At 66.7% G+C, this 25,987-nt stretch carries 39 protein-coding genes; 35 read left to right on the top strand and 4 right to left on the bottom strand.

Annotated elements, in window-relative coordinates; all coding sequences use genetic code 11:
• The 28 genes from rplD to rplQ all read left to right on the top strand — a co-directional run bounded on the left by rplD (position 1) and on the right by rplQ (position 15,519).
• Positions 1-663, top strand: coding sequence for a 50S ribosomal protein L4 (rplD, locus tag FB560_RS02760; protein ID WP_141870960.1), 663 nt, complete (start codon positions 1-3; stop codon positions 661-663).
• Positions 660-983, top strand: a complete 324-nt coding sequence (rplW, locus tag FB560_RS02765; RefSeq protein ID WP_017829206.1) for a 50S ribosomal protein L23 — start codon at positions 660-662, stop codon at positions 981-983. Before rplD ends, rplW begins: the two co-directional genes overlap by 4 nt.
• Positions 984-1,003: 20 nt before the next feature.
• The gene (gene rplB / locus FB560_RS02770; protein ID WP_141870961.1) at positions 1,004-1,843 is read left to right on the top strand and encodes a 50S ribosomal protein L2; all 840 of its coding nucleotides are present in this window, start codon (positions 1,004-1,006) and stop codon (positions 1,841-1,843) included.
• A gap of 12 nt (positions 1,844-1,855) precedes the next feature.
• Complete coding sequence (gene rpsS, locus FB560_RS02775; RefSeq protein ID WP_045278750.1) at positions 1,856-2,137, top strand: 30S ribosomal protein S19; 282 nt, start codon at positions 1,856-1,858, stop codon at positions 2,135-2,137.
• Positions 2,137-2,535, top strand: coding sequence for a 50S ribosomal protein L22 (gene rplV, locus FB560_RS02780; protein ID WP_141870962.1), 399 nt, complete (start codon positions 2,137-2,139; stop codon positions 2,533-2,535). The genes rpsS and rplV overlap by 1 nt, the downstream gene beginning before the upstream one ends.
• Positions 2,535-3,290 carry a 30S ribosomal protein S3 gene (rpsC, locus tag FB560_RS02785; RefSeq protein ID WP_017201587.1) on the top strand — a complete coding sequence of 252 codons (756 nt, stop codon included), beginning with the start codon at positions 2,535-2,537 and terminating at the stop codon, positions 3,288-3,290. Before rplV ends, rpsC begins: the two co-directional genes overlap by 1 nt.
• A complete protein-coding gene (gene rplP, locus FB560_RS02790) occupies positions 3,290-3,709 on the top strand; it encodes a 50S ribosomal protein L16 (protein ID WP_136055200.1) in 420 nt (139 codons plus the stop codon). Before rpsC ends, rplP begins: the two co-directional genes overlap by 1 nt.
• On the top strand, positions 3,709-4,026 hold the full coding sequence (rpmC, locus tag FB560_RS20845; protein ID WP_105526205.1) for a 50S ribosomal protein L29: 318 nt from the start codon (positions 3,709-3,711) through the stop codon (positions 4,024-4,026). The genes rplP and rpmC overlap by 1 nt, the downstream gene beginning before the upstream one ends.
• Complete coding sequence (gene rpsQ / locus FB560_RS02800; protein ID WP_141870963.1) at positions 4,026-4,343, top strand: 30S ribosomal protein S17; 318 nt, start codon at positions 4,026-4,028, stop codon at positions 4,341-4,343. Before rpmC ends, rpsQ begins: the two co-directional genes overlap by 1 nt.
• Positions 4,340-4,708 (top strand): 50S ribosomal protein L14, encoded by a 369-nt coding sequence (rplN, locus tag FB560_RS02805; RefSeq protein ID WP_017201583.1) that lies wholly within the window; start codon positions 4,340-4,342, stop codon positions 4,706-4,708. The genes rpsQ and rplN overlap by 4 nt, the downstream gene beginning before the upstream one ends.
• Before the next feature lie 2 nt (positions 4,709-4,710).
• Positions 4,711-5,070 (top strand): 50S ribosomal protein L24, encoded by a 360-nt coding sequence (gene rplX, locus FB560_RS02810; RefSeq protein WP_141870964.1) that lies wholly within the window; start codon positions 4,711-4,713, stop codon positions 5,068-5,070.
• Positions 5,070-5,660: a 50S ribosomal protein L5 gene (rplE, locus tag FB560_RS02815; protein WP_141870965.1), complete on the top strand. Its 591-nt coding sequence runs from the start codon at positions 5,070-5,072 to the stop codon at positions 5,658-5,660. Before rplX ends, rplE begins: the two co-directional genes overlap by 1 nt.
• A 145-nt stretch (positions 5,661-5,805) precedes the next feature.
• Positions 5,806-6,204 (top strand): 30S ribosomal protein S8, encoded by a 399-nt coding sequence (gene rpsH, locus FB560_RS02820; RefSeq protein ID WP_141870966.1) that lies wholly within the window; start codon positions 5,806-5,808, stop codon positions 6,202-6,204.
• A gap of 6 nt (positions 6,205-6,210) precedes the next feature.
• Positions 6,211-6,747 (top strand): 50S ribosomal protein L6, encoded by a 537-nt coding sequence (gene rplF, locus FB560_RS02825; protein ID WP_141870967.1) that lies wholly within the window; start codon positions 6,211-6,213, stop codon positions 6,745-6,747.
• Between the two features lie 2 nt (positions 6,748-6,749).
• Positions 6,750-7,109 carry a 50S ribosomal protein L18 gene (rplR, locus tag FB560_RS02830; protein WP_029260926.1) on the top strand — a complete coding sequence of 120 codons (360 nt, stop codon included), beginning with the start codon at positions 6,750-6,752 and terminating at the stop codon, positions 7,107-7,109.
• Positions 7,106-7,822, top strand: coding sequence for a 30S ribosomal protein S5 (rpsE, locus tag FB560_RS02835; RefSeq protein ID WP_141870968.1), 717 nt, complete (start codon positions 7,106-7,108; stop codon positions 7,820-7,822). The genes rplR and rpsE overlap by 4 nt, the downstream gene beginning before the upstream one ends.
• Positions 7,822-8,007 carry a 50S ribosomal protein L30 gene (rpmD, locus tag FB560_RS02840; protein ID WP_046013417.1) on the top strand — a complete coding sequence of 62 codons (186 nt, stop codon included), beginning with the start codon at positions 7,822-7,824 and terminating at the stop codon, positions 8,005-8,007. Before rpsE ends, rpmD begins: the two co-directional genes overlap by 1 nt.
• Positions 8,007-8,642: a 50S ribosomal protein L15 gene (gene rplO, locus FB560_RS02845; RefSeq protein ID WP_141870969.1), complete on the top strand. Its 636-nt coding sequence runs from the start codon at positions 8,007-8,009 to the stop codon at positions 8,640-8,642. Before rpmD ends, rplO begins: the two co-directional genes overlap by 1 nt.
• A gap of 129 nt (positions 8,643-8,771) precedes the next feature.
• On the top strand, positions 8,772-10,094 hold the full coding sequence (gene secY, locus FB560_RS02850) for a preprotein translocase subunit SecY (protein WP_141870970.1): 1,323 nt from the start codon (positions 8,772-8,774) through the stop codon (positions 10,092-10,094).
• Positions 10,091-10,687 carry an adenylate kinase gene (locus FB560_RS02855; RefSeq protein ID WP_141870971.1) on the top strand — a complete coding sequence of 199 codons (597 nt, stop codon included), beginning with the start codon at positions 10,091-10,093 and terminating at the stop codon, positions 10,685-10,687. Before secY ends, FB560_RS02855 begins: the two co-directional genes overlap by 4 nt.
• An 11-nt stretch (positions 10,688-10,698) precedes the next feature.
• Positions 10,699-11,547, top strand: a complete 849-nt coding sequence (map, locus tag FB560_RS02860; protein WP_141870972.1) for a type I methionyl aminopeptidase — start codon at positions 10,699-10,701, stop codon at positions 11,545-11,547.
• A 103-nt stretch (positions 11,548-11,650) separates the two neighbouring features.
• Positions 11,651-12,313 (top strand): DsbA family protein, encoded by a 663-nt coding sequence (locus FB560_RS02865; RefSeq protein WP_141870973.1) that lies wholly within the window; start codon positions 11,651-11,653, stop codon positions 12,311-12,313.
• A 164-nt stretch (positions 12,314-12,477) separates the two neighbouring features.
• Positions 12,478-12,699, top strand: a complete 222-nt coding sequence (gene infA, locus FB560_RS02870; protein ID WP_017201569.1) for a translation initiation factor IF-1 — start codon at positions 12,478-12,480, stop codon at positions 12,697-12,699.
• 65 nt (positions 12,700-12,764) lie between these two features.
• Entirely contained in the window at positions 12,765-12,881 is a 117-nt protein-coding gene (rpmJ, locus tag FB560_RS02875) for a 50S ribosomal protein L36 (RefSeq protein ID WP_005050492.1), read from the top strand.
• Between the two features lie 148 nt (positions 12,882-13,029).
• Positions 13,030-13,404 carry a 30S ribosomal protein S13 gene (gene rpsM, locus FB560_RS02880; RefSeq protein ID WP_047524098.1) on the top strand — a complete coding sequence of 125 codons (375 nt, stop codon included), beginning with the start codon at positions 13,030-13,032 and terminating at the stop codon, positions 13,402-13,404.
• Positions 13,405-13,436: 32 nt separating this feature from the next.
• Positions 13,437-13,835 carry a 30S ribosomal protein S11 gene (gene rpsK / locus FB560_RS02885; protein WP_017829189.1) on the top strand — a complete coding sequence of 133 codons (399 nt, stop codon included), beginning with the start codon at positions 13,437-13,439 and terminating at the stop codon, positions 13,833-13,835.
• 142 nt (positions 13,836-13,977) lie between these two features.
• A complete protein-coding gene (locus tag FB560_RS02890; protein ID WP_141870974.1) occupies positions 13,978-14,967 on the top strand; it encodes a DNA-directed RNA polymerase subunit alpha in 990 nt (329 codons plus the stop codon).
• A 33-nt stretch (positions 14,968-15,000) separates the two neighbouring features.
• On the top strand, positions 15,001-15,519 hold the full coding sequence (gene rplQ, locus FB560_RS02895; protein WP_141870975.1) for a 50S ribosomal protein L17: 519 nt from the start codon (positions 15,001-15,003) through the stop codon (positions 15,517-15,519).
• Positions 15,520-15,595: 76 nt separating this feature from the next.
• On the opposite strand, the gene FB560_RS02900 is transcribed toward rplQ, so the two are convergent.
• Entirely contained in the window at positions 15,596-17,170 is a 1,575-nt protein-coding gene (locus FB560_RS02900) for an AMP-binding protein (RefSeq protein WP_141870976.1), read from the bottom strand.
• Between the two features lie 420 nt (positions 17,171-17,590).
• On the opposite strand from FB560_RS02900, the gene FB560_RS02905 reads away from it, so the two are divergent.
• The 5 genes from FB560_RS02905 to FB560_RS02925 are packed head-to-tail and all read left to right on the top strand — an operon-like array spanning position 17,591 to position 20,851.
• The gene (locus tag FB560_RS02905; protein WP_141870977.1) at positions 17,591-18,391 is read left to right on the top strand and encodes a sulfite exporter TauE/SafE family protein; all 801 of its coding nucleotides are present in this window, start codon (positions 17,591-17,593) and stop codon (positions 18,389-18,391) included.
• A gap of 41 nt (positions 18,392-18,432) precedes the next feature.
• Complete coding sequence (locus tag FB560_RS02910) at positions 18,433-18,879, top strand: FAS1-like dehydratase domain-containing protein (protein WP_141870978.1); 447 nt, start codon at positions 18,433-18,435, stop codon at positions 18,877-18,879.
• The gene (locus tag FB560_RS02915; protein WP_188895268.1) at positions 18,879-19,277 is read left to right on the top strand and encodes a MaoC/PaaZ C-terminal domain-containing protein; all 399 of its coding nucleotides are present in this window, start codon (positions 18,879-18,881) and stop codon (positions 19,275-19,277) included. Before FB560_RS02910 ends, FB560_RS02915 begins: the two co-directional genes overlap by 1 nt.
• A 1-nt stretch (position 19,278) precedes the next feature.
• Positions 19,279-20,409, top strand: coding sequence for a UDP-N-acetylmuramate dehydrogenase (locus FB560_RS02920; RefSeq protein WP_141870980.1), 1,131 nt, complete (start codon positions 19,279-19,281; stop codon positions 20,407-20,409).
• 40 nt (positions 20,410-20,449) lie between these two features.
• Positions 20,450-20,851 (top strand): VOC family protein, encoded by a 402-nt coding sequence (locus FB560_RS02925; protein WP_141870981.1) that lies wholly within the window; start codon positions 20,450-20,452, stop codon positions 20,849-20,851.
• A 120-nt stretch (positions 20,852-20,971) separates the two neighbouring features.
• Here FB560_RS02925 and FB560_RS02930 read toward each other — a convergent pair whose 3' ends face one another.
• Together FB560_RS02930 and ald are read right to left on the bottom strand one after the other, a co-directional pair.
• The gene (locus FB560_RS02930) at positions 20,972-22,171 is read right to left on the bottom strand and encodes a pyridoxal phosphate-dependent aminotransferase (protein WP_141870982.1); all 1,200 of its coding nucleotides are present in this window, start codon (positions 22,169-22,171) and stop codon (positions 20,972-20,974) included.
• Positions 22,172-22,262: 91 nt separating this feature from the next.
• A complete protein-coding gene (ald, locus tag FB560_RS02935) occupies positions 22,263-23,348 on the bottom strand; it encodes an alanine dehydrogenase (RefSeq protein ID WP_141870983.1) in 1,086 nt (361 codons plus the stop codon).
• Positions 23,349-23,450: 102 nt separating this feature from the next.
• On the opposite strand from ald, the gene FB560_RS02940 reads away from it, so the two are divergent.
• On the top strand, positions 23,451-23,969 hold the full coding sequence (locus FB560_RS02940; RefSeq protein ID WP_141870984.1) for an Lrp/AsnC family transcriptional regulator: 519 nt from the start codon (positions 23,451-23,453) through the stop codon (positions 23,967-23,969).
• Positions 23,970-24,207: 238 nt separating this feature from the next.
• Positions 24,208-25,284, top strand: coding sequence for a helix-turn-helix domain-containing protein (locus FB560_RS02945; RefSeq protein WP_170198030.1), 1,077 nt, complete (start codon positions 24,208-24,210; stop codon positions 25,282-25,284).
• Positions 25,285-25,537: 253 nt separating this feature from the next.
• On the opposite strand, the gene FB560_RS02950 is transcribed toward FB560_RS02945, so the two are convergent.
• The gene (locus FB560_RS02950) at positions 25,538-25,972 is read right to left on the bottom strand and encodes a hypothetical protein (RefSeq protein WP_141870986.1); all 435 of its coding nucleotides are present in this window, start codon (positions 25,970-25,972) and stop codon (positions 25,538-25,540) included.
• Positions 25,973-25,987: the final 15 nt, after the last annotated feature.

Consider the following 25,987-nt stretch of genomic DNA (forward strand, 5'->3'; position numbering starts at 1 on the left):
ATGGCTGACTCCACTCTCGCGCTCGACGTCCTCAAGGCAGACGGCAAGAAGGCAAGCTCCATCGAGCTTCCCGCCGCGCTGTTCGACGCCAAGACGAACATCCCGCTCATCCACCAGGTCGTCGTCGCGCAGCTCGCGGCGGCTCGCCAGGGAACGCACTCGACCAAGCGTCGCGGTGAGGTCTCCGGTGCCGGCCGCAAGCCCTTCAAGCAGAAGGGCACGGGTAACGCCCGTCAGGGTTCCATCCGCGCGCCGCACATGACCGGTGGTGGAATCGTCCACGGCCCGAAGCCGCGTGACTACTCGCAGCGCACCCCGAAGAAGATGATCGCCGCCGCCCTCCTGGGTGCGCTCAGCGACCGCTTCCGTGGTGACCGCATCCACGCCATCGAGTCCTTCGGCATCAACGGTGCGCCTTCGACCAAGACCGCGGTGAACTTCCTCACCAACGTCGTCTCGTCGAAGAACGTCCTCGTGGTGATCGAGCGCAACGACGACGTGACGCTGAAGAGCATCCGCAACCTGTCGAACCTGCACGTGCTGACGTTCGACCAGCTCAACGCCTACGACGTGCTCGTCTCTGACGACATCGTCTTCACCCAGGCCGCGCTCGAGGGCTTCATCGCCTCCAAGTCCGGCGCCAACCAGGAGGTCTCCGCATGAGCGAGCAGGCATCTGTTCTCCAGACGGCCCTGAACAAGGACCCGCGCGACATCATCCTGAAGCCGGTCGTGTCCGAGAAGAGCTACGGTCTCATCGATGAAGGCAAGTACACCTTCCTCGTCGACCCGCGCGCTTCGAAGACCGAGATCAAGCTCGCCATCGAGAAGATCTTCGGCGTCAAGGTCGCTGGGGTCAACACCCTCAACCGCGTCGGCAAGGCTCGTCGCACCCGCTTCGGCACCGGCAAGCGCAAGGACACCAAGCGCGCCATCGTCACCCTGAAGTCGGGCACCATCGACATCTTCACGGCAATCGGCTGATCCGGGGGATAAGGACAATAATGGCTATTCGCAAGTACAAGCCCACGACCCCGGGCCGTCGCGGCTCGTCGGTGGCTGACTTCGCCGAGATCACTCGATCGACGCCGGAGAAGTCGCTGCTGCGCCCGCTCTCGAAGACCGGTGGTCGTAACAACCAGGGCCGCATCACGACCCGTCACATCGGTGGTGGCCACAAGCGCCAGTACCGTGTCATCGACTTCCGTCGCAATGACAAGGACGGCGTCAACGCCAAGGTCGCTCACATCGAGTACGACCCCAACCGCACCGCACGCATCGCGCTGCTGCACTACTTCGACGGCGAGAAGCGCTACATCATCGCGCCGAACAAGCTGAAGCAGGGCGACATCGTCGAGTCGGGCGCCGGGGCTGACATCAAGCCGGGCAACAACCTCCCGCTGAAGAACATCCCGACGGGTACCGTCATCCACGCGATCGAGCTCCGCCCCGGTGGCGGCGCGAAGATGGCACGTTCGGCCGGAGTCTCGGTCCGTCTCGTCGCCAAGGATGGCCCCTACGCCCAGCTGCGTCTGCCCTCCGGCGAGATCCGCAACGTCGATGCGCGCTGCCGCGCGACCATCGGCGAGGTCGGCAACGCCGAGCAGTCGAACATCAACTGGGGTAAGGCCGGCCGCATGCGCTGGAAGGGCGTCCGCCCGACCGTCCGTGGTGTCGCCATGAACCCGGTCGACCACCCGCACGGTGGTGGTGAGGGTAAGACCTCCGGTGGTCGTCACCCCGTCTCCCCCTGGGGCCAGGCTGAGGGTCGCACCCGTCACGCCAACAAGGAAAGCGACAAGTACATCGTGCGTCGTCGTAACGCCGGCAAGAAGCGTAAGTAGGAGTAAGAGAAGATGCCTCGCAGTCTTAAGAAGGGCCCCTTCGTCGACGAGCACCTGCTTCGCAAGGTGATCGGTCAGAACGAAAAGGGCACGAAGAACGTCATCAAGACCTGGTCTCGCCGGTCCATGATCATCCCGGCCATGCTGGGTCACACGATCGCGGTCCACGACGGTCGCAAGCACATCCCTGTGTTTGTGTCCGAGACCATGGTCGGTCACAAGCTGGGCGAGTTCGCGCCCACCCGCACCTTCCGCGGCCACGAGAAGGACGACAAGAAGGGGCGGCGCCGCTAATGGTCGAATCGATCGCACGCGTGCGACACATCCGCGTGACCCCTCAGAAGGCTCGTCGTGTCGTCGCGCTCATCAAGGGCAAGCAGGCCCAGGAGGCTCTGGCGATCCTGAAGTTCGCGCAGCAGAGCGCCAGTGAGCCGATCTACAAGCTTGTCGCGTCGGCCATGGCCAACGCGCAGGTCAAGGCAGATCGCGACGGCGAGTACCTCGACGAGCAGGACCTGTACGTGGCCAACGCGTACGTGGACGAGGGCACGACGCTCAAGCGTTTCCAGCCCCGTGCACAGGGTCGCGCTTTCCAGATCAAGAAGCGCACGAGCCACATCACGGTCGTGCTCTCGACGCCTGCGGCTGCTCCGGCTGCCACGGGTGACAGCAACAAGAAGGCGAGCAAGTAATGGGACAGAAGGTAAACCCGTACGGCTTCCGTCTCGGCATCACCACGGACCACGTGTCGCGTTGGTTCTCGGACTCGACGAAGCCGGGTCAGCGCTACGCCGACTACGTCGCCGAGGACATCAAGATCCGCAACCTGCTGAAGACGCAGCTCGACCGCGCCGGTGTCTCGAACATCGAGATCGAGCGCACCCGTGACCGCGTCCGCGTCGACATCCACACCGCCCGTCCGGGCATCGTGATCGGTCGCCGTGGTGCAGAGGCAGAGCGTATCCGTGGCGACCTCGAGAAGCTCTCGGGCAAGCAGATCCAGCTGAACATCCTCGAGGTCAAGAACCCCGAGGCTGACGCTCAGCTCGTCGCGCAGGGCATCGCCGAGCAGCTCTCTGCTCGTGTGGCGTTCCGTCGTGCGATGCGCAAGGGTCTCCAGGGCGCGCAGCGCGCTGGCGCCAAGGGCATCCGCATCCAGGTCTCCGGCCGCCTCGGCGGCGCCGAGATGAGCCGTTCGGAGTTCTACCGCGAGGGTCGTGTGCCGCTGCACACGCTGCGCGCGAACATCGACTACGGCTTCTACGAGGCGAAGACCACCTTCGGCCGCATCGGCGTGAAGGTCTGGATCTACAAGGGCGACCTCACCGCGAAGGAGCTCGCTCGCGAGCAGGCCAACGCACCGAAGGCCCGTCGCGACGACCGTGGTGGCGACCGCCGCCGCGCGCCGCGCAACGAGGCACCTGTTGCAGAAGGAGCGTCGGCATAATGCTCATCCCCCGTAAGGTCAAGTTCCGCAAGCAGCACCACCCCGGTCGTTCGGGTCAGGCTACTGGTGGCACGAAGGTCTCCTTCGGAGATTTCGGCATCCAGGCGCTCACGCCCGCTTACGTGACGAACCGTCAGATCGAGTCCGCTCGTATCGCCATGACGCGTCACATCAAGCGTGGCGGCAAGGTGTGGATCAACATCTACCCGGACCGTCCGCTCACGAAGAAGCCTGCTGAGACCCGCATGGGTTCCGGTAAGGGTTCGCCGGAGTGGTGGGTCGCCAACGTCAAGCCGGGTCGCGTCCTCTTCGAGGTCGCCGGCGTGAGCGAGGAACTCGCTCGCGAGGCACTGACCCGTGCCATTCACAAGCTGCCTCTCAAGGCACGCATCATCAAGCGCGAGGAGGGCGACGCGTAATGGCGATCGGCACCAAGGAGCTCGCTCCTACAGAGCTCGACACGTTCGAAGACCAGCGCCTCGTTGAGGAGCTGCGTAAGGCCAAGGAGGAGCTGTTCAACCTCCGTTTCCAGTCGGCCACCGGCCAGCTGGAGAGCCACGGCCGCATCCGCGCCGTCAAGCGCGACATCGCGCGTCTCTACACCGTGATCCGCGAACGCGAGCTGGGCATCCGTGCGACGCCCGCTCCGGTCGAGGTCCCGGCGAAGAAGGCGACCAAGTCGAAGGCGAAGAAGGCGGACTCCGCCGACGACGCCGTGAAGGAAGAGGCTGAGTGATGGCCACCAAGAAGGAAGCAGCCGTCGAGGTTGAGCACGCCGCTCACGACGTCCGCGATGTGGATGCCCGTGGGTACCGCAAGGCGCGTCGCGGCTACGTCGTCAGCGACAAGATGGACAAGACCATCGTGGTCGAGGTCGAGGACCGCGTGAAGCACCCGCTTTACGGCAAGGTCATCCGCCGCACCTCGAAGGTCAAGGCGCACGATGAGACGAACTCCGCCGGCATCGGCGACCTGGTCCTCATCAACGAGACCCGCCCGCTGAGCGCCACGAAGCGCTGGCGCCTGGTGGAGATTCTGGAGAAGGCCAAGTGATTCAGCAGGAATCCCGACTCAAGGTCGCCGACAACACCGGTGCCAAGGAGCTGCTCACCATCCGCGTGCTCGGTGGCTCCAAGCGCCGTTACGCCGGCCTGGGCGACACCATCGTCGCGACCGTCAAGGACGCGATCCCCGGTGGAAACGTCAAGAAGGGTGATGTCGTCAAGGCGGTCATCGTCCGCACCAAGAAGGAGGTCCGTCGTCCGGACGGCTCCTACATCAAGTTCGACGAGAACGCCGCAGTGATCCTGAAGAACGACGGGGAGCCCCGCGGCACCCGCATCTTCGGCCCGGTCGGTCGTGAGCTTCGTGACAAGAAGTTCATGAAGATCGTGTCGCTGGCGCCGGAGGTCATCTAATCATGGCGAAGATCAAGAAGGGTGACCTGGTTCAGGTCATCACCGGAGCCAAGCAGGAGCGCGGCGGAGATCGTGGCAAGCAGGGCAAGGTCCTCGAGATCCTGTCCGAGCGCAACCGCATCATCGTCGAGGGCGTGAACTACGTCACCAAGCACACGCGTGTCGGTCAGACGCAGCGTGGCACCAAGACGGGTGGCCTCGAGACTGTCGAGGCTCCCATCCACATCTCGAACGTCGCACTCGTCGACCCTTCGACCAAGAAGCCGACCAAGGTCGGCCACCGGGTCGAGGAGCAGGTGAAGGACGGCGTCAAGCGCAACGTCCGCGTGCGTTTCGCGAAGAAGTCAGGTAAGGACCTCTGATGGCAAGCACCGATGCCGCGGTGGCTGGCAAGATCCAGCCCCGCCTGAAGGCGAAGTACAACGCCGAGATCAAGAAGGCGATGCAGGAAGAGTTCGGCTACGCGAACGTCATGCAGATCCCCGGACTGGTCAAGGTCGTCGTGAACACCGGTGTCGGCGAGGCAGCTCGCGACAGCAAGGTGATCGATGGTGCGGTCGACGACCTCACCAAGATCACCGGCCAGAAGCCGATCGTCACCAAGGCTCGCAAGTCCATCGCGCAGTTCAAGCTGCGTGAGGGTCAGGCCATCGGCGCGCACGTCACCCTCCGTGGTGACCGCGCGTGGGAGTTCGTCGACCGCCTCGTCTCGCTCGCTCTGCCCCGTATCCGCGACTTCCGCGGTCTCTCGGGCAAGCAGTTCGACGGCAACGGCAACTACACCTTCGGTCTCCAGGAGCAGAGCGTGTTCCACGAGATCGATCAGGACCGCATCGACCGGGTTCGCGGCTTCGACATCACTGTCGTCACCACCGCGAAGACGGATGACGAGGGTCGGGCACTGCTCCGTCACCTCGGCTTCCCGTTCCGCTCGGAAGACGCACAGGCGTGATCCTTCGACAGGCTCAGGAACCCTCGGGTTTCTGAGCCTGTCGAATTCATCGCCAATGTGCACGTACAATTGAAGATTGCGTGCTCATCGCAGGCCGTCTGTCGTGTAACGGCAGCCGGAACCTCATGAACAAAGGAACAAAACCATGACAATGACAGACCCGGTCGCAGATCTGCTGACCCGTCTGCGTAACGCGAACTCGGCGCACCACGATTCCGTGACCCTGCCGTCGAGCAAGCTGAAGACGAACATCGCCGCCATCCTCCAGCAGGAGGGCTACATCGCCGGCTGGGAGACCTCTGACGCTCGCGTCGGAAAGAACCTGACGCTGACGCTGAAGTACGGCCCGAACCGTGAGCGGTCGATCGCAGGCATCAAGCGTGTCTCGAAGCCCGGCCTCCGCGTCTACGCGAAGTCCACGGAGCTCCCCACGGTCCTCGGCGGCCTCGGCGTGGCCATCCTGTCCACCTCCTCCGGTCTCCTCACCGACCGTCAGGCAGAGCAGAAGGGCGTGGGCGGAGAAGTTCTCGCCTACGTGTGGTAATTCGAAATGTCGCGTATTGGACGACTTCCCATCGACGTGCCTGCGGGCGTCACCGTTTCGGTCGACGGCCGTGAGGTCGCGGTGAAGGGCCCCAAGGGTGAACTCACCCTCACGGTGGCCAGCCCCATCGAGGTCGCGGTCGAGGAGAACCAGGTTCTGGTCTCCCGTCCCGACGACGAGCGCGCGTCCCGGTCGCTTCACGGCCTGACCCGCACGCTCATCAACAACAACATCATCGGCGTGACCCAGGGCTACACCAAGGGTCTCGAGGTCGTCGGAACCGGTTACCGCGTCGCTCAGAAGGGCAGCTCGGTCGAGTTCGCCCTCGGCTTCTCGCACCCGGTCCTGATCGACCCGCCCGCCGGGATCACGCTCACGGTCGAGGGCAACAACAAGCTCACCGTCAGCGGAATCGACAAGCAGGCTGTCGGCGAGGCAGCTGCCAACATCCGCAAGATCCGCAAGCCCGAGCCGTACAAGGGCAAGGGTGTGCGCTACGCCGGCGAGAACGTGCGTCGCAAGGCCGGAAAGAGTGGTAAGTAACCATGGCTCTCAAGTCAAAGTCTGACGCCCGCGCGCGTCGTCACGCCCGCCTTCGCAAGAAGGTCGTCGGCACCGAGGTGCGTCCGCGCCTCGTCGTCAACCGCTCGGCTCGCCACGTCTTCGTGCAGCTCGTCGACGACAGCAAGGGTCACACCGTGGCGTCGGCTTCGACGCTCGAGACCGACCTGCGCTCGCTCGAGGGTGACAAGACCGCCAAGGCCCGCAAGGTCGGCGAGCTTCTCGCCGAGCGCGCGAAGGCTGCCGGCGTTTCCGAGGCAGTGTTCGACCGTGGTGGCAACCGCTACGCCGGTCGTGTCGCAGCCATCGCCGATGGCGCCCGTGAAGGGGGGCTGGCACTGTGAGTGACAACAAGGAGAACGAAGTGACCGAAACGGCTGCTGCCGCTCCTGAGACGGCCGCGGTCGTCTCTGAGACGGCCGCCGGTACGACCCAGGCCGAGCCTGCTCGTGAAGGCCGCCGTGGCGGCGGTCGCGATCGCAACCAGGGCGGCGGACGTGACCGCAACTCGCGCGACCGTGGCGACAACCAGTTCCTCGAGCGTGTGGTCACCATCAACCGCGTCTCGAAGGTCGTGAAGGGTGGACGTCGCTTCAGCTTCACCGCCCTCGTGGTCGTCGGTGACGGCAACGGTCTGGTCGGTGTCGGCTACGGCAAGGCTCGTGAGGTTCCCCTCGCGATCTCGAAGGGTGTCGAAGAGGCCAAGCGCAACTTCTTCCGCGTTCCGCGCGTCGGCAGCACCATCCCGCACCCGGTGCAGGGTGAAGCAGCCGCCGGTGTGGTTCTGCTGCGTCCGGCCGCGGGTGGTACCGGTGTTATCGCCGGTGGTCCCGTCCGCGCCGTGCTCGAGTGCGCCGGTATCCACGACGTCCTGTCGAAGTCCCTCGGCTCGTCGAACACGATCAACATCGTGCACGCGACCGTCGCTGCCCTGAAGCAGCTCGAGGAGCCCCGTGCGGTCGCCGCACGTCGTGGCCTCGAGTTCGACCAGGTGGCTCCGGCGCGTCTCGTCCGTGCGGAGGCCGAGGCCATCGCCGCACAGAAGGTAGGTGCCTGATGGCTTCGCGCCTCAAGGTCACGCAGGTCAAGTCCAAGGTGAGTGAGAAGCAGAACCAGCGTGACACGCTGCGCAGCCTCGGTCTCAAGCGAATCGGCGACAGCACCGTTCGCCCCGACGACGCGCAGACGCGCGGTTACGTCAAGACCGTCGCCCACCTCGTCAAGGTTGAGGAGATCGACTAATGGCTGAGAAGAACGACGCCGTCGAGGCCGAGAAGGCCCCGAAGAAGGCTGCCGCTCCCAAGGCTGCCGCCGAGAAGAAGCCCGCAGCGAAGAAGGCACCGGCCAAGGCCGCCGCCTCCGACGCCAAGGCTGACGCTCCGGCCAAGAAGCCCGCTGCCAAGAAGGCTGCGCCGAAGAAGGATGCTCCGGCATCCCGCCCCGGCGTGCTGAAGGTGCACCACCTGCGTCCGGTTCCCGGATCCAACACCGCGAAGACCCGTGTCGGTCGCGGTGAGGGCTCCAAGGGTAAGACCGCTGGTCGTGGTACCAAGGGCACCAAGGCTCGCAACACCGTTCGCGTCGGCTTCGAGGGTGGGCAGATGCCTCTGCACATGCGCACCCCGAAGCTGCGCGGGTTCAAGAACCCGTTCCGCGTGGAGTACCAGGTCGTGAACCTGGAGAAGCTCGCGGAGCTGTACCCGAAGGGTGGCGACGTCACCATCAGCGACCTCGTCGCCAAGGGTGCCGTTCGCAAGAACGAGAAGGTCAAGGTTCTCGGAAACGGCGACATCGCCGTGAAGCTCACTGTTTCGGTCGACAAGGTCTCGGGTTCTGCCGAGCAGAAGATCGTGGCCGCGGGCGGATCCGTCAAGTAACCACTACGCAAGAGGGGCCGGAGATTCTCCGGCCCCTCTTGTGGTTAGTCTCTCCGGCTCGTCCGGGTAGGTTACCCTGGTCTTTCAGCCGCCCTTCGGGATTCGGCAACCCTTTCAGGAGGAACGTCCTTGTTTAGCGCCATCGCGCGGATCTTCCGCACGCCCGACCTGCGTCGGAAGATCGGTTTCACTCTGGCGATCGTCGCCATCTACCGGCTCGGCTCCAACGTCCCGGCTCCGTTCGTGCATTTCCCGAACGTCGAGGAGTGCCTCGCGGAGAACGCGGGCACCGACGGACTGCTCGGTCTGGTCAACCTCTTCTCCGGCGGTGCGCTCCTGCAGCTGTCGATCTTCGCGCTCGGCGTCATGCCGTACATCACTGCGACGATCATCACGCAGCTCCTGCGCGTCGTCATCCCGCACTTCGAGGCGCTGCACAAGGAAGGACAGGCCGGTCAGGCCCGTCTGACCCAGTACACGCGGTACCTCACGATCGCGCTGGCGCTGCTGCAGTCGACCACGCTGATCACGGTCGCCCGCAGCGGCCAGCTCTTCGGCACGACCGATGTGGCCGCCTGCCAGAACCTGCTCACGAACGACGTGTGGTGGGCGCAGCTGCTCATCATCATGGCGATGACAGCCGGCACCGGACTCATCATGTGGTTCGCGGAGCTCGTCACCGAGCGCGGCATCGGCAACGGCATGTCCCTCCTGATCTTCACCTCGATCTCCGCCACCTTCCCCGGCGCGATGTGGATGATCTGGGAGAGCAAGGGCTTCGAGGTCTTCCTGCTCGTGCTCCTGGTCGGCATCATCGTGATGGGCCTCGTCGTCTTCGTCGAGCAGTCCCAGCGCCGTATCCCCGTGCAGTACGCCAAGCGGATGGTCGGACGCCGCACGTATGGCGGAACCAACACCTACATCCCGATCAAGGTGAACATGGCGGGTGTGATCCCCGTGATCTTCGCCTCGTCGCTGCTGTACATCCCGGCACTGATCGCCCAGTTCAACACCCCGCAGGACGGCTCCACGCCGCCGGCATGGGTCTCCTGGATCAGCGCCAACTTCACCACGGGCAACCACCCGGTCTACATGGCCGTGTACTTCCTGCTCATCATCGGCTTCACGTACTTCTACGTCGCGATCACGTTCAACCCGGTCGAGGTCGCCGACAACATGAAGAAGTACGGCGGCTTCATCCCGGGCATCCGTGCCGGACGCCCGACCGCTGAGTACCTCGACTACGTGCTCACGCGCATCACGCTCCCCGGTTCCATCTACCTGGGTCTCATCGCGCTGATTCCGCTCATCGCTCTCGCCACCGTCGGTGCCAACCAGAACTTCCCGTTCGGCGGCGCCTCGATCCTGATCATCGTGGGTGTGGGTCTCGAGACGGTCAAGCAGATCGACGCGCAGCTGCAGCAGCGCCACTACGAAGGGCTTCTTCGATGACAGCATCCGCACGCCTCCTGATCGTCGGCCCCCAGGGCTCCGGCAAGGGCACGCAGGGTGTGCGCATCGCCGAGTCGTACGGCATCCCCGTGGTGTCGACCGGAGACATCTTCCGCGCGAACATCAAGGAGGGGACGCCCCTCGGCCAGCAGGTCACGGCGATCCTCGACAAGGGCGACCTGGTGCCGGACGAGCTGACCAGCGAGATCGTGCGCGACCGCCTGTCACAGGAGGATGCCGCGAACGGCTTCCTGCTCGACGGATACCCGCGCAACACGGCGCAGGTGGCGCACCTCGAGGCGTTCCTGGCCGAGCGCGGCGAGGCTCTCGACGCCGTGATCCTGCTCGATGTTCCTCGGGAGGAGAGCCTGGCCCGCCTCACGCTGCGCGCGACGGAGCAGGGCCGTTCGGATGACACTCCTGAGGCCATCGGCCACCGGCTCGACATCTACGAGCGCGAGACCGCTCCGATCATCGAGGTCTACGGCGCCAAGGGCATCGTCGACCGCATCGACGGCGTCGGCTCGCTGGAGGAGATCACCTCCCGCGTCTTCGCAGCGCTGACCGCTCGCGGTCTGCGTCTCGCGGCCTGAGTCGGCCGACGATGTTCCGCCGGTCGATCTACAAGACCCCGGCTCAGCTGAGAGCCATGGTCGAGCCCGGTCTCATCACCGCGGCGGCCCTGGACGCTGTGCGCCCGCTCATCCGCCCCGGTGTCACGACCCTCGAGCTCGATGAGGCGGCGAACCGCGTGATCATCGAGCGGGGAGGGGAGTCCAACTTCCAGCTCGTGCGCGGCTACCAGCACACCATCTGCGTGTCGGTGAACGCGCAGGTCGTGCACGGGATCCCTGGCGAGCTGGTGCTGCAGGCCGGGGACATCGTGTCCGTCGACTGCGGCGCGCAGTTCGAGGGCTGGAACGGCGACAGTGCCGTGACGTTCGTGGTGCCCGACCCGGAGCGCCCGGAGCTCGTGGCCCGCCGCGAGGAGCTCTCGCGCGTCACCGAGGGCTCCCTGTGGGCTGGCGTGGCCGCGATGGCCACCGCTTCCCACATCGGTGAGATCGGCACGGCCATCCAGGCGTACATCGAGGCTCAGGGGCCGTCGGCCGTGTCGGGGGAGACCTACGGCATCCTCCGCGAGTATGTCGGTCACGGCATCGGACGCAAGATGCACGAGGCGCCGAGCGTCTTCAACTACCGCACGCCGGATCCGGGCCCCGAGATCAAGGCCGGCCTCGTCCTGGCGATCGAGCCGATGGTGACCGCAGGTGGCGAGGCGACCTACATCGAAGAGGACGACTGGACCGTCACGACCGTCGACGGTACCGATGGCTCGCACTGGGAGCACAGTGTCGCGCGCCATGAGGGTGGCATCTGGGTGCTGACCGCCGCAGACGGTGGTGCTGCCGGACTCGAGCCGTTCGGCATCGTTCCGGTTCCCGTGCCCTGATCCGTTCTGCGTCCCTCACACGAACTGCATAGGGTGATACGGCAAAATCAAAAGGTACATGCGCCTGCATGATGTGCGGCGATACCGAGAGAAACGGAACACAATGGCAGCGGCGAAGAGCAACACCAACTGGTTCGCGATCGGCGTCTCCGCCGCCGTGGTCGTGGTGCTGGTGGTCCTTGGTGGACTCGTGGTGTTCCTGAACAACCAGGCCACTGCTCCCGGTGTCGCGCCCGTCAGCGACTCGATCAACGAGGAGACCGGTGCGATCAGCTTCGGAACGGGAGAAGACCAGGTCGACACGTTCGTCGACTTCATGTGCCCGATCTGCGGTCAGTTCGAGGACAGCTACGGCGAGCAGCTGCAGGCCGCGGCCGCCGATGACAAGATCACGCTGAACATCCACCCCGTCTCGATCCTCGACCGCTATTCGCAGGGAACCGAGTTCTCGACTCGCGCGGCCAACGCGATGTACTGCGTCGCCGCCGAGGCGCCGGAATCGAGCATCGACTTCTTCAACCTCCTGTTCGAGAACCGCCCGGAGGAGAACTCCGCGGGCCTGACCGACGCCGAGCTCTCCGCGCTGGCTGAGCAGGTCGGCGCCGGTGCCGCCGCGGACTGCATCGCCGACGGCACTTACAAGGACTTCGTAGGCGACCAGACGAAGGCTCACGACATCAAGGGCACACCGACCGTGGAGGTCAACGGCAAGCGCCTCGACCTGCAGGCCGGCGAGATCACCGTGATGGAGAAGCTGCTCGGTTGATCCGAGGGTTTTCCGCCCCCGGCTCTCAAGTTGCCGGATGGCTCCGGAGCGTCTAACATAGATCTTTGGTGCTTTGTGCCTAGATTCGGCGTGTCCGGCGGCGCAGCACCACAATCCAATCACCCACCGCAGATCGACCGGTCTGCAGAAGCGTCAGCGAGGCTATGGCTAAGAAAGACGGTGTCATCGAGATCGAGGGCGTGATCTCCGAAGCACTGCCCAACGCGATGTTCCGCGTTGAGCTCAGCAACGGACACAAGGTCCTGGCAACGATCTCCGGCAAGATGCGGCAGAACTACATCCGCATCATCCCCGAGGACCGCGTGGTCGTGGAGCTCAGCCCCTACGACCTCACCCGCGGCCGTATCGTCTACCGCTACCGCTAGCCGGTCGAGAAGTAACGGCCTGCCTCGGTATCGGGGCGGTACGAAGACAGCGAACAGGAAACATCATGAAGGTCAACCCCAGCGTCAAGCCCATCTGCGATCACTGCAAGGTGATCCGCCGTCACGGCCGCGTCATGGTGATCTGCAAGAGCAACCCGCGTCACAAGCAGCGCCAGGGCTAAGCACCTGCGCTGTGCGGCACCGCTCGCGCACATCTCATAACTGAATACACATACGGCAGGATCAGAACCCGCGGAAGCGGGGGACACCTCGGGCGGAGGCCCGGGCACCGATCCTGTTCCACACCTCCACAACACCCAGGAGAACCGCATGGCACGTCTTGCCGGCGTTGACATCCCGCGCGATAAGCGCGTGGTGATCGCCCTTACCTACATCTACGGCGTCGGCCGTACCCGCTCGGTCGAGATCCTCAAGGCAACGGAGATCGACGAGAGCATCCGCGTGAAGGACCTCAGCGATGACCAGCTGATCGCCCTCCGCGACTACATCGAAGGCAACTACAAGGTGGAGGGTGACCTGCGCCGCGAGGTCGCCGCAGACATCCGCCGCAAGGTCGAGATCGGCTCCTACGAGGGCATCCGCCACCGTCGTGGTCTCCCGGTCCGTGGTCAGCGCACCAAGACCAACGCCCGTACCCGCAAGGGCCCGAAGCGCACCGTCGCAGGCAAGAAGAAGGCCCGCTAAGCAGCGGCCCCAGGGACTAGGAGAACACTTTCATGGCTGCACCCAAGGCCGCCGCGCGCAAGCCGCGCCGCAAGGAAAAGAAGAACATCGCGCTGGGCCAGGCCCACATCAAGTCGACGTTCAACAACACGATCGTCTCGATTACCGACCCGTCCGGCGCTGTCATCGCCTGGGCATCGTCGGGTGGCGTGGGCTTCAAGGGCTCCCGCAAGTCGACCCCGTACGCCGCCGGTATGGCTGCCGAGTCCGCCGCCCGTCAGGCTGCGGAGCACGGCGTCAAGAAGGTCGACGTCCTCGTGAAGGGTCCGGGCTCCGGCCGCGAGACCGCGATCCGTTCGCTCCAGGCCGCTGGCCTCGAGGTGGGCTCGATCCAGGACGTCACCCCGCAGGCGCACAACGGTTGCCGCCCGCCGAAGCGTCGCCGCGTCTGATCCGGCTGGTTGAGCCGCTCGTGCCTTCGACACACTGAAGCGCCGAGCGGCTCTCCGCCCGCGTGCGGGCATCGACTTCCACAACTCAAGACCTCACCCACCACATGTCATATAGCGGGCATGTGATCGAAAGGAACACAGAGTGCTTATTGCACAGCGTCCCACACTGACCGAGGAAAAGATCGTCGAGAACCGTAGCCGGTTCATCATCGAGCCTCTGGAGCCCGGCTTCGGTTACACGATCGGCAACGCGCTGCGCCGCAGCCTGCTGTCGTCGATCCCCGGCGCCGCAGTCACCAGCGTTCGCATCGACGGTGTGCTGCACGAGTTCAGCACCATCCCCGGCGTGAAGGAGGATGTCACCGAGATCATCCTCAACATCAAGCAGCTCGTCGTCTCCTCGGAGCGCGACGAGCCGATCACGGCGTACCTGCGTAAGACCGGTGCGGGCGAAGTGACCGCCGCCGACATCTCGGCTCCGGCCGGTGTCGAGGTCCACAACCCCGAGCTCGTCATCGCGACGCTGAACGACACCGCGAAGTTCGAGCTCGAGCTGACGATCGAGCGTGGCCGTGGCTACGTCTCGGCGACGCAGAACCGCAACGAGTACGCCGAGGCCGGCCAGGTGCCGATCGACTCGATCTACTCGCCCGTCCTGAAGGTCAGCTACCGCGTCGAGGCGACTCGTGCCGGTGAGCGTACCGACTTCGACAAGCTCGTCCTCGATGTCGAGACCAAGTCGTCGATCAGCCCCCGCGACGCCGTCGCTTCGGCTGCGAAGACGCTGACCGAGCTGTTCGGTCTCGCTCGCGAGCTGAACGTCGAGGCCGAGGGCATCGAGATCGGCCCGGCGCCGGTGGAGGCAGTGAACTCCAGCGAGCTGTCGATGCCGATCGAGGACCTCGACCTGTCGGTCCGCTCGTACAACTGCCTGAAGCGTGAGGGCATCAACACCGTTTCTGAGCTCGTCGCCCTGTCGGAGACGCAGCTCATGAACATCCGCAATTTCGGCCAGAAGTCGGTCGACGAGGTGCGCGACAAGCTCATCTCGCTCGGTCTGTCGCTCAAGGATTCGGTGCCCGGTTTCGACGGCGCCCACTTCTACGGCGGCAGCGAAGACGAGTCCTTCTGATACCCGACCTTTCTGACCAGGAGCTAGACGATTATGCCCAAGCCCACTAAGGGTCCCCGCCTCGGAGGCGGCCCCGCACACGAGCGCCTCATGCTTGCGAACCTCGCAGCGGCGCTCTACACCCACAAGTCGATCAAGACGACCGAGACGAAGGCCAAGCGCCTCCGTCCGCTCGCTGAGCGTCTGATCACCTTCGCCAAGCGTGGCGACCTGCACGCGCGTCGTCGCGTGCTCGCCGTCATCGGCGACAAGAGCGTCGTGCACACGCTCTTCGCCGAGATCGCTCCGCTCGTCGCGGACCGCGAGGGTGGCTACACCCGTATCACCAAGGTCGGGAACCGCAAGGGCGACAACGCCCCCATGGCCGTGATCGAGCTCGTCCTCGAGCCCGTGAACCCGAAGCCGAAGTCGGCCAAGAAGACCGCTGCCAAGGCTGAGAAGCCGGCTGAGGTCGTCGAGGAGGCTCCCGTCGAGGAGGCTCCCGAGGCTGCCGCAGAGGAGGCTCCCGCTGAGGAGACCACCGAGGCTCCCGCCGAGGAGAAGTCCGAGTAATCACTCGGTTTCACGACGAAGCCCGCTGCCCCTTCCCGGGGTGGCGGGCTTCGTCGTTTCCGGCGTCCTGGGCCGATCAGCGGGCGCGCAGGTCCTTGCGCAGGATCTTGCCGGAGCTGGACTTCGGGATGGCGTCGATGAACTCGACCTGGCGCACCTTCTCGTGCGGGGCCACGCGGCCCGCGACGTGCGCGATCACGGCATCCGCGTCGAGCTCCGCGCCCTGCTGCACGACGACGAAGGCCTTCGGCACCTCTTGGCCGTCTTCGTCGAGTGCGCCGATCACGGCGGCATCCGCGATCGACGGATGCTCCAGCAGCACCGCCTCCAGCACGGCCGGTGCGACCTGGTAGCCCTTGTACTTGATCAGTTCCTTGAGCCGGTCGACGATGCGGAAGATGCCGTCGTGCGTGACCGTGGCGACGTCGCCGGTGTGCAGCCAGCCGTCGGCGTCGAGCATCTCGGTCGTGGCATCCGGACGGTTCAAGTACCCGTTCATCACCTGCGGACCGCGGATGAGGAGCTCACCGGGCTCGCTCGAGCCTTCCGCGGGCACGTCGACGTCTGCGCCGGTCTCGGCGTCCAGCAGGCGCGCTTCCGTGCCGGCGAGGAGCAGTCCGACGGAGGAGCGGTCGATGTCGTCGCGGTCGTAGGGGATCGCGTGGGTCACCGGGCTCGTCTCGGTCATGCCGTACCCCTGGCAGACCGTGCACCCCAGGCGCGCGGCGACGGCCGAGGCGAGAGCGCCGTCCAGCGGTGCCGCGCCGGAGAAGATCACCTTGATCGCCGAGAGATCGTACTGATCGACGAGCGGATGCTTCGCGAGGGCCACGGCGATCGGCGGGGCGATGAACACCCAGCTCGTGCGATGGTCGGCGACCACGCGCAGGAACTCCACGAGGTCGAACTTCGGCATGGTCACGAGCGCAGCGCGCTGCCGGAGCGCGAAGTTGAGCAGCACCGTCATGCCGTAGATGTGGAAGAACGGCAGGACGGCGAGCACCCGGTCGTCGTCGCCGAGCGAGATCGTGGAGCGGCACTGCGTGACGTTCGCGACCAGGTTGCGGTGGGTCAGCATCACGCCCTTGGGGCGACCGGTCGTGCCGGAGGAGTAGGGGAGCACGGCGAGATGCGTCGCGGGGTCGAAGGAGATCTCGGGGGCCGTGCGGCCTTCACCGAGCAACGCGGGCAGGGAAGGGTGTCCCTCGGCGCCGTCGAGCACGATCAGATGGTCGGCGTCGATACCGACCTGTGCGGCCGCGGCCAGCGCGCCGGGGAGCAGGGGAGAGACGGTGACCAGCCACTCGGCACCGGCATCGGTGAGCTGGTTCGCGATCTCCTCGGCAGTGTAGAGGGAGTTGATGGTGGTCGCGGTCGCGCCGGCCCGCAGGATGCCGTGGAAGACCGTGGCGAACGCGGGGATGTTCGGGCACAGGACGCCGATGCGGGTGCCGACGCCGACACCCCGTGCCGCGAGAGCGCCGGCGAACAGGCCGATCTGCCCGACGAGCTGGCGATAGGTCGTGGTCGCGCCGCTCATGCCGTCGATCAGTGCGACGGAGTCCAGCCGTGCGTCGTCGAGGTCGCCGAACAGGAAGTCGTACACGGAGACGTCAGGGATCTCCAGGTCGGGGAACGTGCTGCGAACCATCAGATCTCCTTCGATCCGGTCGATGCCGGCATCATCGCCGGTGTTGCGATCCAGTCTCGCATAAGATGGCACTGCGTCCCAGGGGTTCGCGGATCACGGCCTCGCGTGTTCGGACGCCGCGGCGATCCCCGCAACTGGGGGATCGCGCCGAGGAGACGTGACGCGTGGGGGCGGTTGTGTTCTCCTGGGAGCGAGAGGCGCGCACATCTCCCCTTCCCCACAGTGCGCAGCCCCTCGTGAACTGATCGCGGATGTCGCGTGGGTCCCACTGCGCGACGATGCACAGGCACACCGGAAGACCCGGTCACGGCTCCCCCCGCGATCGGGTCTTCTGCTCGTCGCGGACGTCCGGCGAGGCGGAGGGGCGGGAGTAGGCTGGTCGCGGTGCGGCCGTCGTGCGTCGCGGGGGAGGAACACAGCGTGAACGACGTCGCGGCGGAGCTGCATCGAGGGCCGCGGGCATACGCCGCCTTCATCGGAATCGGCCTCCTCGCCGGATTGCTCTCCGGACTCTTCGGCGTCGGTGGCGGCACGGTCATCGTGCCGTTGCTCGTGCTGCTGCTCCAGTTCGACCAGCGCCTCGCGGCCGGTACCTCGCTCGCCGCGATCGTGCCCACGGCCAGCGTCGGAGTGATCTCCTATGCCGTCTCGGGGTCCGTGGCCTGGATCCCCGCGCTCATCCTGGCGGCCGGGGCCGTGGTCGGCGCGCAGATCGGTACGCGGCTTCTCCCGCGCATCTCGCAGACGGCCCTGCGCTGGGGCTTCGTCGGCTTCCTGGTGCTCGTCATCGTCACGCTCTTCCTCGTGATCCCTTCGCGTGATGCGACCTTCGATCTGACTCTGCTCTCCGGGCTCGCACTGGTGGGTGTGGGCCTCGGCACCGGCGTCCTCGCCGGTCTCATCGGTGTCGGCGGCGGCGTGATCGTGGTTCCCGTCCTGATGCTGGCGTTCGGCACGAGCGACCTGGTGGCCAAGGGCACCTCGCTGCTCATGATGATCCCCACCGCGGTCTCCGGCACGATCGGCAACCTGCGCACCCGCAACGTCGACCTGCGGGCGGCCGTGCTCATCGGCGTCTCCGCATGCACCACGACCGCACTCGGCGCATGGATCGCGACCCTGATCGACCCGACGGCCGGGAACATTCTCTTCGCGGCATATCTCGTGGTGATCGCCGTCCAGATGGCGCTGAAAGCCATTCGCGGCCGTCGCAAGGCGTGAGCGCGGAACCGCCCGACCGCCATGCTCGGTAGGATCGAGGGGTGGCAGTGAACACAGATCTGATCGGCCGGGAGTTCCCGCCGACCGCCCCGTACCTCGTCGGCCGGGAGAAGGTGCGCGAGTTCGCTCGCGCCGTCTTCGCCGATGCTCCTCAGCACACCGACGACGAGGCCGCTCGCGCAGCCGGCTATGCCGACGTCGTCGCGCCGCCGACCTTCGCGATGGTCATCCAGGACCTCACGCTGCAGCAGCTCCTCGCGCTGCCGGATTCCGGCATCGTCCTGGCACGCACGATCCACGCCGAGCAGCGATTCACCTACTCGCGTCCGATCGTGGCCGGCGACGAACTCGTCGGGCAGCTGCGCGTCACCGGCATCCGCACGATGGCGGGAAACGCGCTGATCACGAGCGAAGCCGAGATCACCGATGTCGACGGCGCCCACGTGGTGACCGCGACCAGCGTGCTGCTGGTCGGAGAGGGCGAATGATGTCGTATTCCGTCGGAGACGTCCTCGCGGAGCGCACCGTGCACCTGACTCGCGAGTCGCTCGTGCGTTACGCCGGAGCATCCGGGGACTTCAACCCCATCCACTACCGTGACGACATCGCGGCCTCCGTAGGGCTGCCGGGCGTTCTCGCGCACGGCATGCTCACGATGGGGATCGCCTCGTCGGTGCTCCTCTCCGCTCTCGAGCCCGACGTTCGCATCCTCGACTACGGGGTGCGTTTCACCAAGCCCGTCGTGGTCGACCCCGTGGACGGCGCTGATGTGCACATCACCGCCACCGTCGGGGCCGTCGACGACGATGCCGCGCGCGTCGACCTGAAGGTCACGTTCGGCGAGGCCACCGTGCTCGTCAAGGCGCAGCTGCGCATCGCGGCCTGACATGCGAGAGATCGATCCGATCCGCCTCGCCGACCTCACGACGCTCCGTACGGGGGCAGCCCCGGAGCGGATGCAGGAGGCGACGACGACCTCAGGACTCATCGAGGCCCTGCGCGACACCTGGGCGCGCGGAGACGAATGGTTCGTGCTGGGCGGCGGATCCAACCTCTTCGTCGGCGATGAGCCTTTCGAGGGGACGGTCATCCGCGTCCTCACGACCGGGATCGAAGAACTCCCTTCGCCTCATGCCGGTCGCATCCGTCTGCGGGCGCAGGCCGGACACGGCTGGGACGACCTCGTCGCGTATGCCGTGGAGCATGGCTATGCGGGGCTGGAGGCCATGTCGGGCATCCCCGGCACGGTCGGTGCAGCTCCGGTGCAGAACATCGGCGCCTACGGCCAGGAGGTCCAGGAGACGCTCGTCGAGGTCGAACTGATCGACGAGGGAACGGGTGAGATCTCCACCGTTCCCGCCGCGGCGCTGGGACTCGGCTTCCGTACCTCGGTGCTCAAGCATCACTACGGCAGCGTGCCGCAGCGCCGCGCCGTCATCCTGTCGGTGACCGTCGACCTGGTCGTGACGCCGGAGCGCATCGTGCGCGGAGAGCAGCTGCGCCGCGCGCTCGGCCTCGACGGCGATGCCCCGGTGTCGTTGACCTGGGTGCGGGAGCGCATCCTCGCGACGCGGGCGTCCAAGGGGATGCTGCTCGACGAGAACGATCCCGACACGCACGGCGTCGGCTCCTTCTTCCAGAACGCGATCGTGCCGGAGTCCGTGGCCCGCGCGCTGCCACCGGAGTGCCCGCGGTGGCCCGTCGCGCCGGACCTCGACGCGGTCACGGTGATCCCGCTCGCGAGCTACGACGGTCTGGTACCCGCTCCTCGACGCGGTCCCACCGATGTCAAGGTGAGCGCTGCCTGGCTCATCGAACAGGCCGGTATCCGCAAGGGGTTCAAGCTTCCGCGCTCGCGCGCCTCGGTCTCGACCAAGCACGCCCTCGCCCTCACGAACCGTGGGGGAGCCAACGCGGCAGAGGTCGCCGAGCTGGCGCGCTTCATCCAGAGCCGGGTGCACGCGGAGTTCGGCCTGGTGCTCCAGCCCGAACCGGTGCTGGTCGGCGTCGACCTCTGACCGTCGGACGCCTGTCCTCGACCGGGGCTACACTCGCCGCATGAGCGGACTGATCCCCTACCTCCTGTTCCCTGGCAATGCCGCCGAGGCGATGCGGTACTACCAGTCCGTGTTCGGCGGCGTGCTGCAGCTGTTCGACTACGACCAGCTCGACAGGCATGACGGTCCGAGCGATGCGATCGGGCACGCGATGCTGCAGGGCACGGTCGAGCTGTCGGGCGCGGATGCCGGGATCGACGATGACGCGGTGCAGATGAACGGGATGTTCCTGTCGCTCCTCGGCACGGCCGATGCGTCGACCCTCACGGGGTGGTTCGCAGATCTCTCGGTCGGCGGTCGCGTCATCGACCCGCTGCAGCGACGCGCCTGGGGCGACTGGGACGGAACGCTCGTCGACCGCTACGGCATCCGCTGGCTGATCGGGTATCACCCGGAGGAGTGAGCCGCACCGCCGCGGCGTCGAGATTCCCTCACCACGACAAGACCCCCTCCTGCACACGTCGGCAGGAGGGGGTCTCGGCGTCACGGCGGGGTCTCGGCGTGGTCTCCGAGCCCGAGCACCTCAGGAGAACAGGCGCTGCAGGCGCTGCACGCCGGCGAGGAGGGCCTCGTCGCCGAGGGCGTACGACATGCGGATGTAGCCGCTGGGGCCGAATGCCTCACCCGGGACGACAGCGACCTCCGCCTGTTCCAGGATCAGGTCGGCCAGCTCCAGCGAGGTCGTCGGGGTCACGCCGCCCCAGGTGCGGCCGAGCAGGCCCTGCACATCGGGGTACACGTAGAACGCGCCGAGCGGGTTGGGCACGACCAGCCCTTCGATCTTCGACAGCTCCGAGACGATGAGGCGGCGTCGGCGGTCGAAGGCCTCGCGCATCTGCTCCGCCTCTGTCTGAGGGCCGTTGAGCGCGGCGATCGCAGCCTTCTGGGCGACGTTGTTCACGTTGCTCGAGAGGTGCGACTGCAGATTGCCGGCGATCTTGATCGCATCGGCCGGTCCCACCATCCAGCCCACGCGCCATCCGGTCATGGCGTAGGTCTTCGCGACACCGTTGACCAGGATCGTCTGGCCGGCGACGGCGGGCACGGCCTCGACGATCGAGGTCGCCTTGACGCCCTCGTAGGTGAGGTTCTGGTAGATCTCGTCGCTGATGATCCAGATGCCGTGCTCGAGTGCCCACTCGCCGATGGCCGCCGTCTCTTCCGCGGTGTACACCGAGCCGGTCGGGTTCGAGGGGGACACGAACACGAGCACAGTGGTGCGTGCGGTCCGGGCGGCTTCGAGCTGCTCGACCGTCACCTTGTAGTCCTGGTCGGCGCCGGCGAAGACCTCGACGGGGATGCCGTCGGCGAGACGGATCGCCTCGGGATACGTGGTCCAGTACGGCGCCGGGAGCAGCACCTCGTCGCCCGGGTTCACCACGGCCTGGAACGCCTGGTAGACGGACTGCTTGCCGCCGTTGGTCACGATGACTTGGCTCGGGGCGACCTCGAGGCCGGAGTCGCGCAGGGTCTTGGCGGCGACCGCCTCGCGCAGCGCCGGGAGCCCTGCGGCGGGGGTGTACCGGTAGTTCGCGGGGTCGGCGAGAGCCTCGGCTGCGGCATCCACGATGAACTGCGGCGTCGCGAAGTCGGGCTCGCCGGCGGCATAGGAGATGATGTCCTTGCCTTCCGCCTTGAGGGCCTTCGCCTTGGCGTCGACCTTGAGGGTCGCAGACTCGGCGATCGCGGACAGTTTGCGGGAGAGGGGAGCGCGTTCAGTCACGGTTACGAGCGTACTCGGGTCGCCCGCACCGGCGAGGGGCGAGTCGTCATGAAGATCCTGTGTTCTTTCGGTTTCGGGTCGGCTGACGGCCTCAGAGACCGTGCGCCTGCGCGACCGCGTCCAGGACGATGCGGCCGCCCTGCACGTTCAGGCCCTTCGCCAACGCGGCATCCTCGGCGGCGGCCCGCTCCCAGCCCTTGCCGGCGATCGCCGAGACATAGGGGAGGGTCGCGTTGGTCAGTGCGCGGGTCGCGGTCTCGGGGACGGCTCCCGGCATGTTCGCGACGCAGTAGTAGATCGAATCGTGCACCGGGAAAGTGGGAGCGTCGTGCGTGGTCGGGCGCGAACCCTCGAAGCACCCGCCCTGGTCGATCGCGATGTCGACCAGCACCGAGCCGGGCTTCATGGTCGCGACCATGTCGTCGGTGACGAGCTTGGGGGCGGCCGCTCCGGGGATGAGCACGGATCCGATCACCAGGTCGGCGGTCGCGAGCTCCTCCGCGATGTCGTAGCGGCTGGACGCACGGGTCTCCAGTGCGCCGCCGTAGCGGTGCTCGAGTTCGCGCAGGCGCGGCAGCGAGATGTCGATCACGGTGACCTTGGAGCCGAGGCCGAGCGCATTGGCGGCGGCGTGCTCACCGGCGACACCGCCGCCGATCACGACGGTCTTGGCCCGCGGGGTTCCGGCGATGCCGCCGAGCAGGGTGCCGCGGCCGCCGTTGGAGCGCAGCAGGGCGTAGGACCCCATGGTCACGGACAGCCGCCCGGCGATCTCGCTCATCGGCACCAGCAACGGCAGACTGCGGTCCGGCAGCTGCACCGTCTCGTAGGCCACCGCGGTCGTCCCGGCGCCCACGAGAGCCGAGGTCAGCGCGCGATCGGCGGCGAGATGCAGGTACGTGAAGAGGGTGAGGTCGGGCCGCAGGAAGCCGTACTCCTGGGCGATCGGCTCCTTCACCTTGATGAGCAGGTCGGCATCGCCCCAGACCTCGGCGGCGGATCCGAGGATCTCGGCACCGGCCGCGCGGTAGGCGTCATCCGAGATGCTCGACCCGAGTCCCGCGCCCGACTGCACGAGCACACGGTGCCCTTCATGCACCAGGCGGTCGGTGCCGGCGGGCGTCAGTGCGACGCGGTTCTCGTTGTTCTTGACCTCAGTGGGTACGCCGATCTTCATCGATCCTCCAAGTGTGGGCGCGGATGAACACAGAATCGCAGAAACGGCGGCTTCTCAACAGATTTCTTTCATAACCTTCGGCAGATGAGGGAATCCTGAATAATGCTTCGTATGGAACAGTCAGATGCGGCAGCTTCACCGAACAGTCTTCGGGCGCCGGCCCTCGACGCGATCGATGCGCAGATCGTACGCCTGCTCGGTGCGGACGGCAGGATGACCAACGCCGAGCTCGCCGGCACGCTCGGCGTCGCGCCGTCCACGGCGCACGCGCGCCTGCGCTCGCTGATCGAGCGAGGGGTCATCACCGGCTTCCACGCGAGCGTCGACGAGCGGATGCTGGGCGCAGGGCTGCAGGCGATCATCGGGGTGAGCCTGCGACCGAGCGCCCGGCGCGAGAGCATCGTCGCGTTCGCGGACCGGGTGCGGGCTCTCCCGCAGGTGATCCAGGTGTTCTTCCTCGGAGGAGAGGATGACTTCCTGCTGCATATCGCCGTAGCCGACTCATCGCAGATGCGCGAGTTCGTGCTCGAGCATCTCTCGGCACAGAGCAGCGTCGCCTCGACGCGGACCAGCATCGTCTTCGACTACCACCGCAACTCGATCGCGGCCACCTTCAGCTAGTCCGCGCCGGGCGGTCCGGGGCTCCGATGGCCCGGTCGGGATGGGGCTGCGGAGTGCGCCGTATCGTATATTGCACGCGCAGGAAGCGGCTCGTTAGTGTGTGTCCGGGGATGGGGTGCGCGCGTCGCGGATGCGGCGCGTGCCTGACAGGCGGGACCGCGATGGTGCAATCTCTGGGGAATTCCGACGTGCTCGGCGCGCGCGCGTCACAGCGCTCCGCCGCGGCCGAGCGTCGCGCATGACGGCGATCACCGCCGGACAGGCTGCCGCCTGGGTGCACCGCCTGTCGGGCGCTCCCGGACGCGACGGAGGAGGCGACGACCGTGACCGCCGGCCGCCCGACTGGTACAGCTCCGCGGTCATCCGGCTCGACGGGCCCCTCGGCATGATGCAGCTGTCGAACTTCGGCACCATGTCCGCCGCAGATCCGCTCGCCTTCGAGGCCGCGCTGCTGCGGCGCTCCATTGGCGCGACGATGCTGTTCAGCACCCTCGAGACCGCGCACACCGTCACCTACGATCGTGGCGCTCCGCAGGATGAGGACATCATCATCGTCGGGCTCTCGAACTTCGGAGGGCAGCGACTGCACACCGCGCAGGGCATCCACCACCTGAGCGTCGGTCGCATGGGCTTCATGTCGAGCGTGGGGCACTCCGCCGTGGAGCATCTCAGCGTGAGCGAGACGACCGGCGTCGTGGTCCCGGTCGCAGCGGTCCCCGGATACCGGCACGTGCTGGCCGCAGGTGCCGGCCTGTTCCCGGACACCCCGCTGACGCGGGCGGCAGGGGTGGCGGTGGGTCGCATGCTCTACGAGTGGGTGCAGGATCCCGATCAGGGAGCGGGAGCGCTCGCCGGAGCGGAGGTGACGCTGGTGGCGCTCGTGCGAGGGCTGTTCCGCCAGTTCCCGGGCGACGGCGAGACCGATCGTGTCAGTCGGATCAGAGGGGAGGCGGCACAGATCATCGAACGCCGGCACCGCGAGGCGGACTTCGGGATCGATCAGCTCGCCGCCGAGCTGCACATGAGTCGTCGCCAGCTGTTCCGGTTCTTCGCCGGGGCGGACGAGAGCCTCTCGGCGCAGTTGCTGCGTCGACGGCTCACGACCGCGCGGGAGGAGCTCCTCGTGCTCCCGGCGCAGGAGCTCGCGGTGGTGGCGAGGCGGGCGGGATTCGTCGACGCGGCGGCTCTGCGCGCGCAGTTCTCGCGACACGTGGGCGGCAGTCCCAGCGCCTTCCGCCTCGCGGCGCGCTCCCAACCAGTGCAGCTCGCCGAGGCGATGCTGCTGCGCGACGAGCAGACCGATTCCGCACGGTGAGCGACGCGGTGATCTGCGACACGAGAACGCGCAAACGGTGCCAGGTGAGGGATTCCGTGCCCGGTTTCCGCGCACGGGGTGACAGACCTCTCCTGGCTCTTTCCGCGCCGGTGGGGCGTGCCTACGCTGAAGCTGCCCGAGCCCCCAGCCGGGCCTGACGGCAGGCTCCTGCGAGCCGCGGCTGCTTCCCGGCACCCCGTCACGACTTCCGGGTGCGGTTCGGCGCCCCGCCCGGAAGCTCGGGGCCCTCGCCTCAGGAGCCGAAGGACGCCGGCAGTGCACAGTAGTCCGCCGTGCGACGGCTGGGATGCGCGGGGTCGGTCATGTCGACGAGGGCGGAGGCCACGCTGTGCGGCGGTTCGTCTCCCGCGAGCTGCCACAGGGTGAAGTTCCACATGCCGCGGGCGGTCGGACCGAGCAGGGCGGCGGGGCCGGAGACGATCAGCACGCGGTCGGCCTTCGGGCCGTTCCGGAAGGGTGCGACGACGTCAGCGCGCAGCATCCGCTCGTCACCGTCCTCACTGTGCGTGCGTTCGACCTCGTGACCGGCCTCGACGAGTGCCGTACCCAGCAGGTCGGCGGCGGCGCGGGAACGCTCGGCGTCCTCGCCCACCACGGCGAGCAGACGTCGTCCTGCGGGGTAGAGGTGGAGGAACTCCTCGGCGATGCCGTTCCAGACGTCGGTCATGGATCCAGGCTACGC

This window comes from Microbacterium saperdae, assembly GCF_006716345.1.
GTDB classification, from domain to species: Bacteria; Actinomycetota; Actinomycetes; order Actinomycetales; family Microbacteriaceae; genus Microbacterium; species Microbacterium saperdae.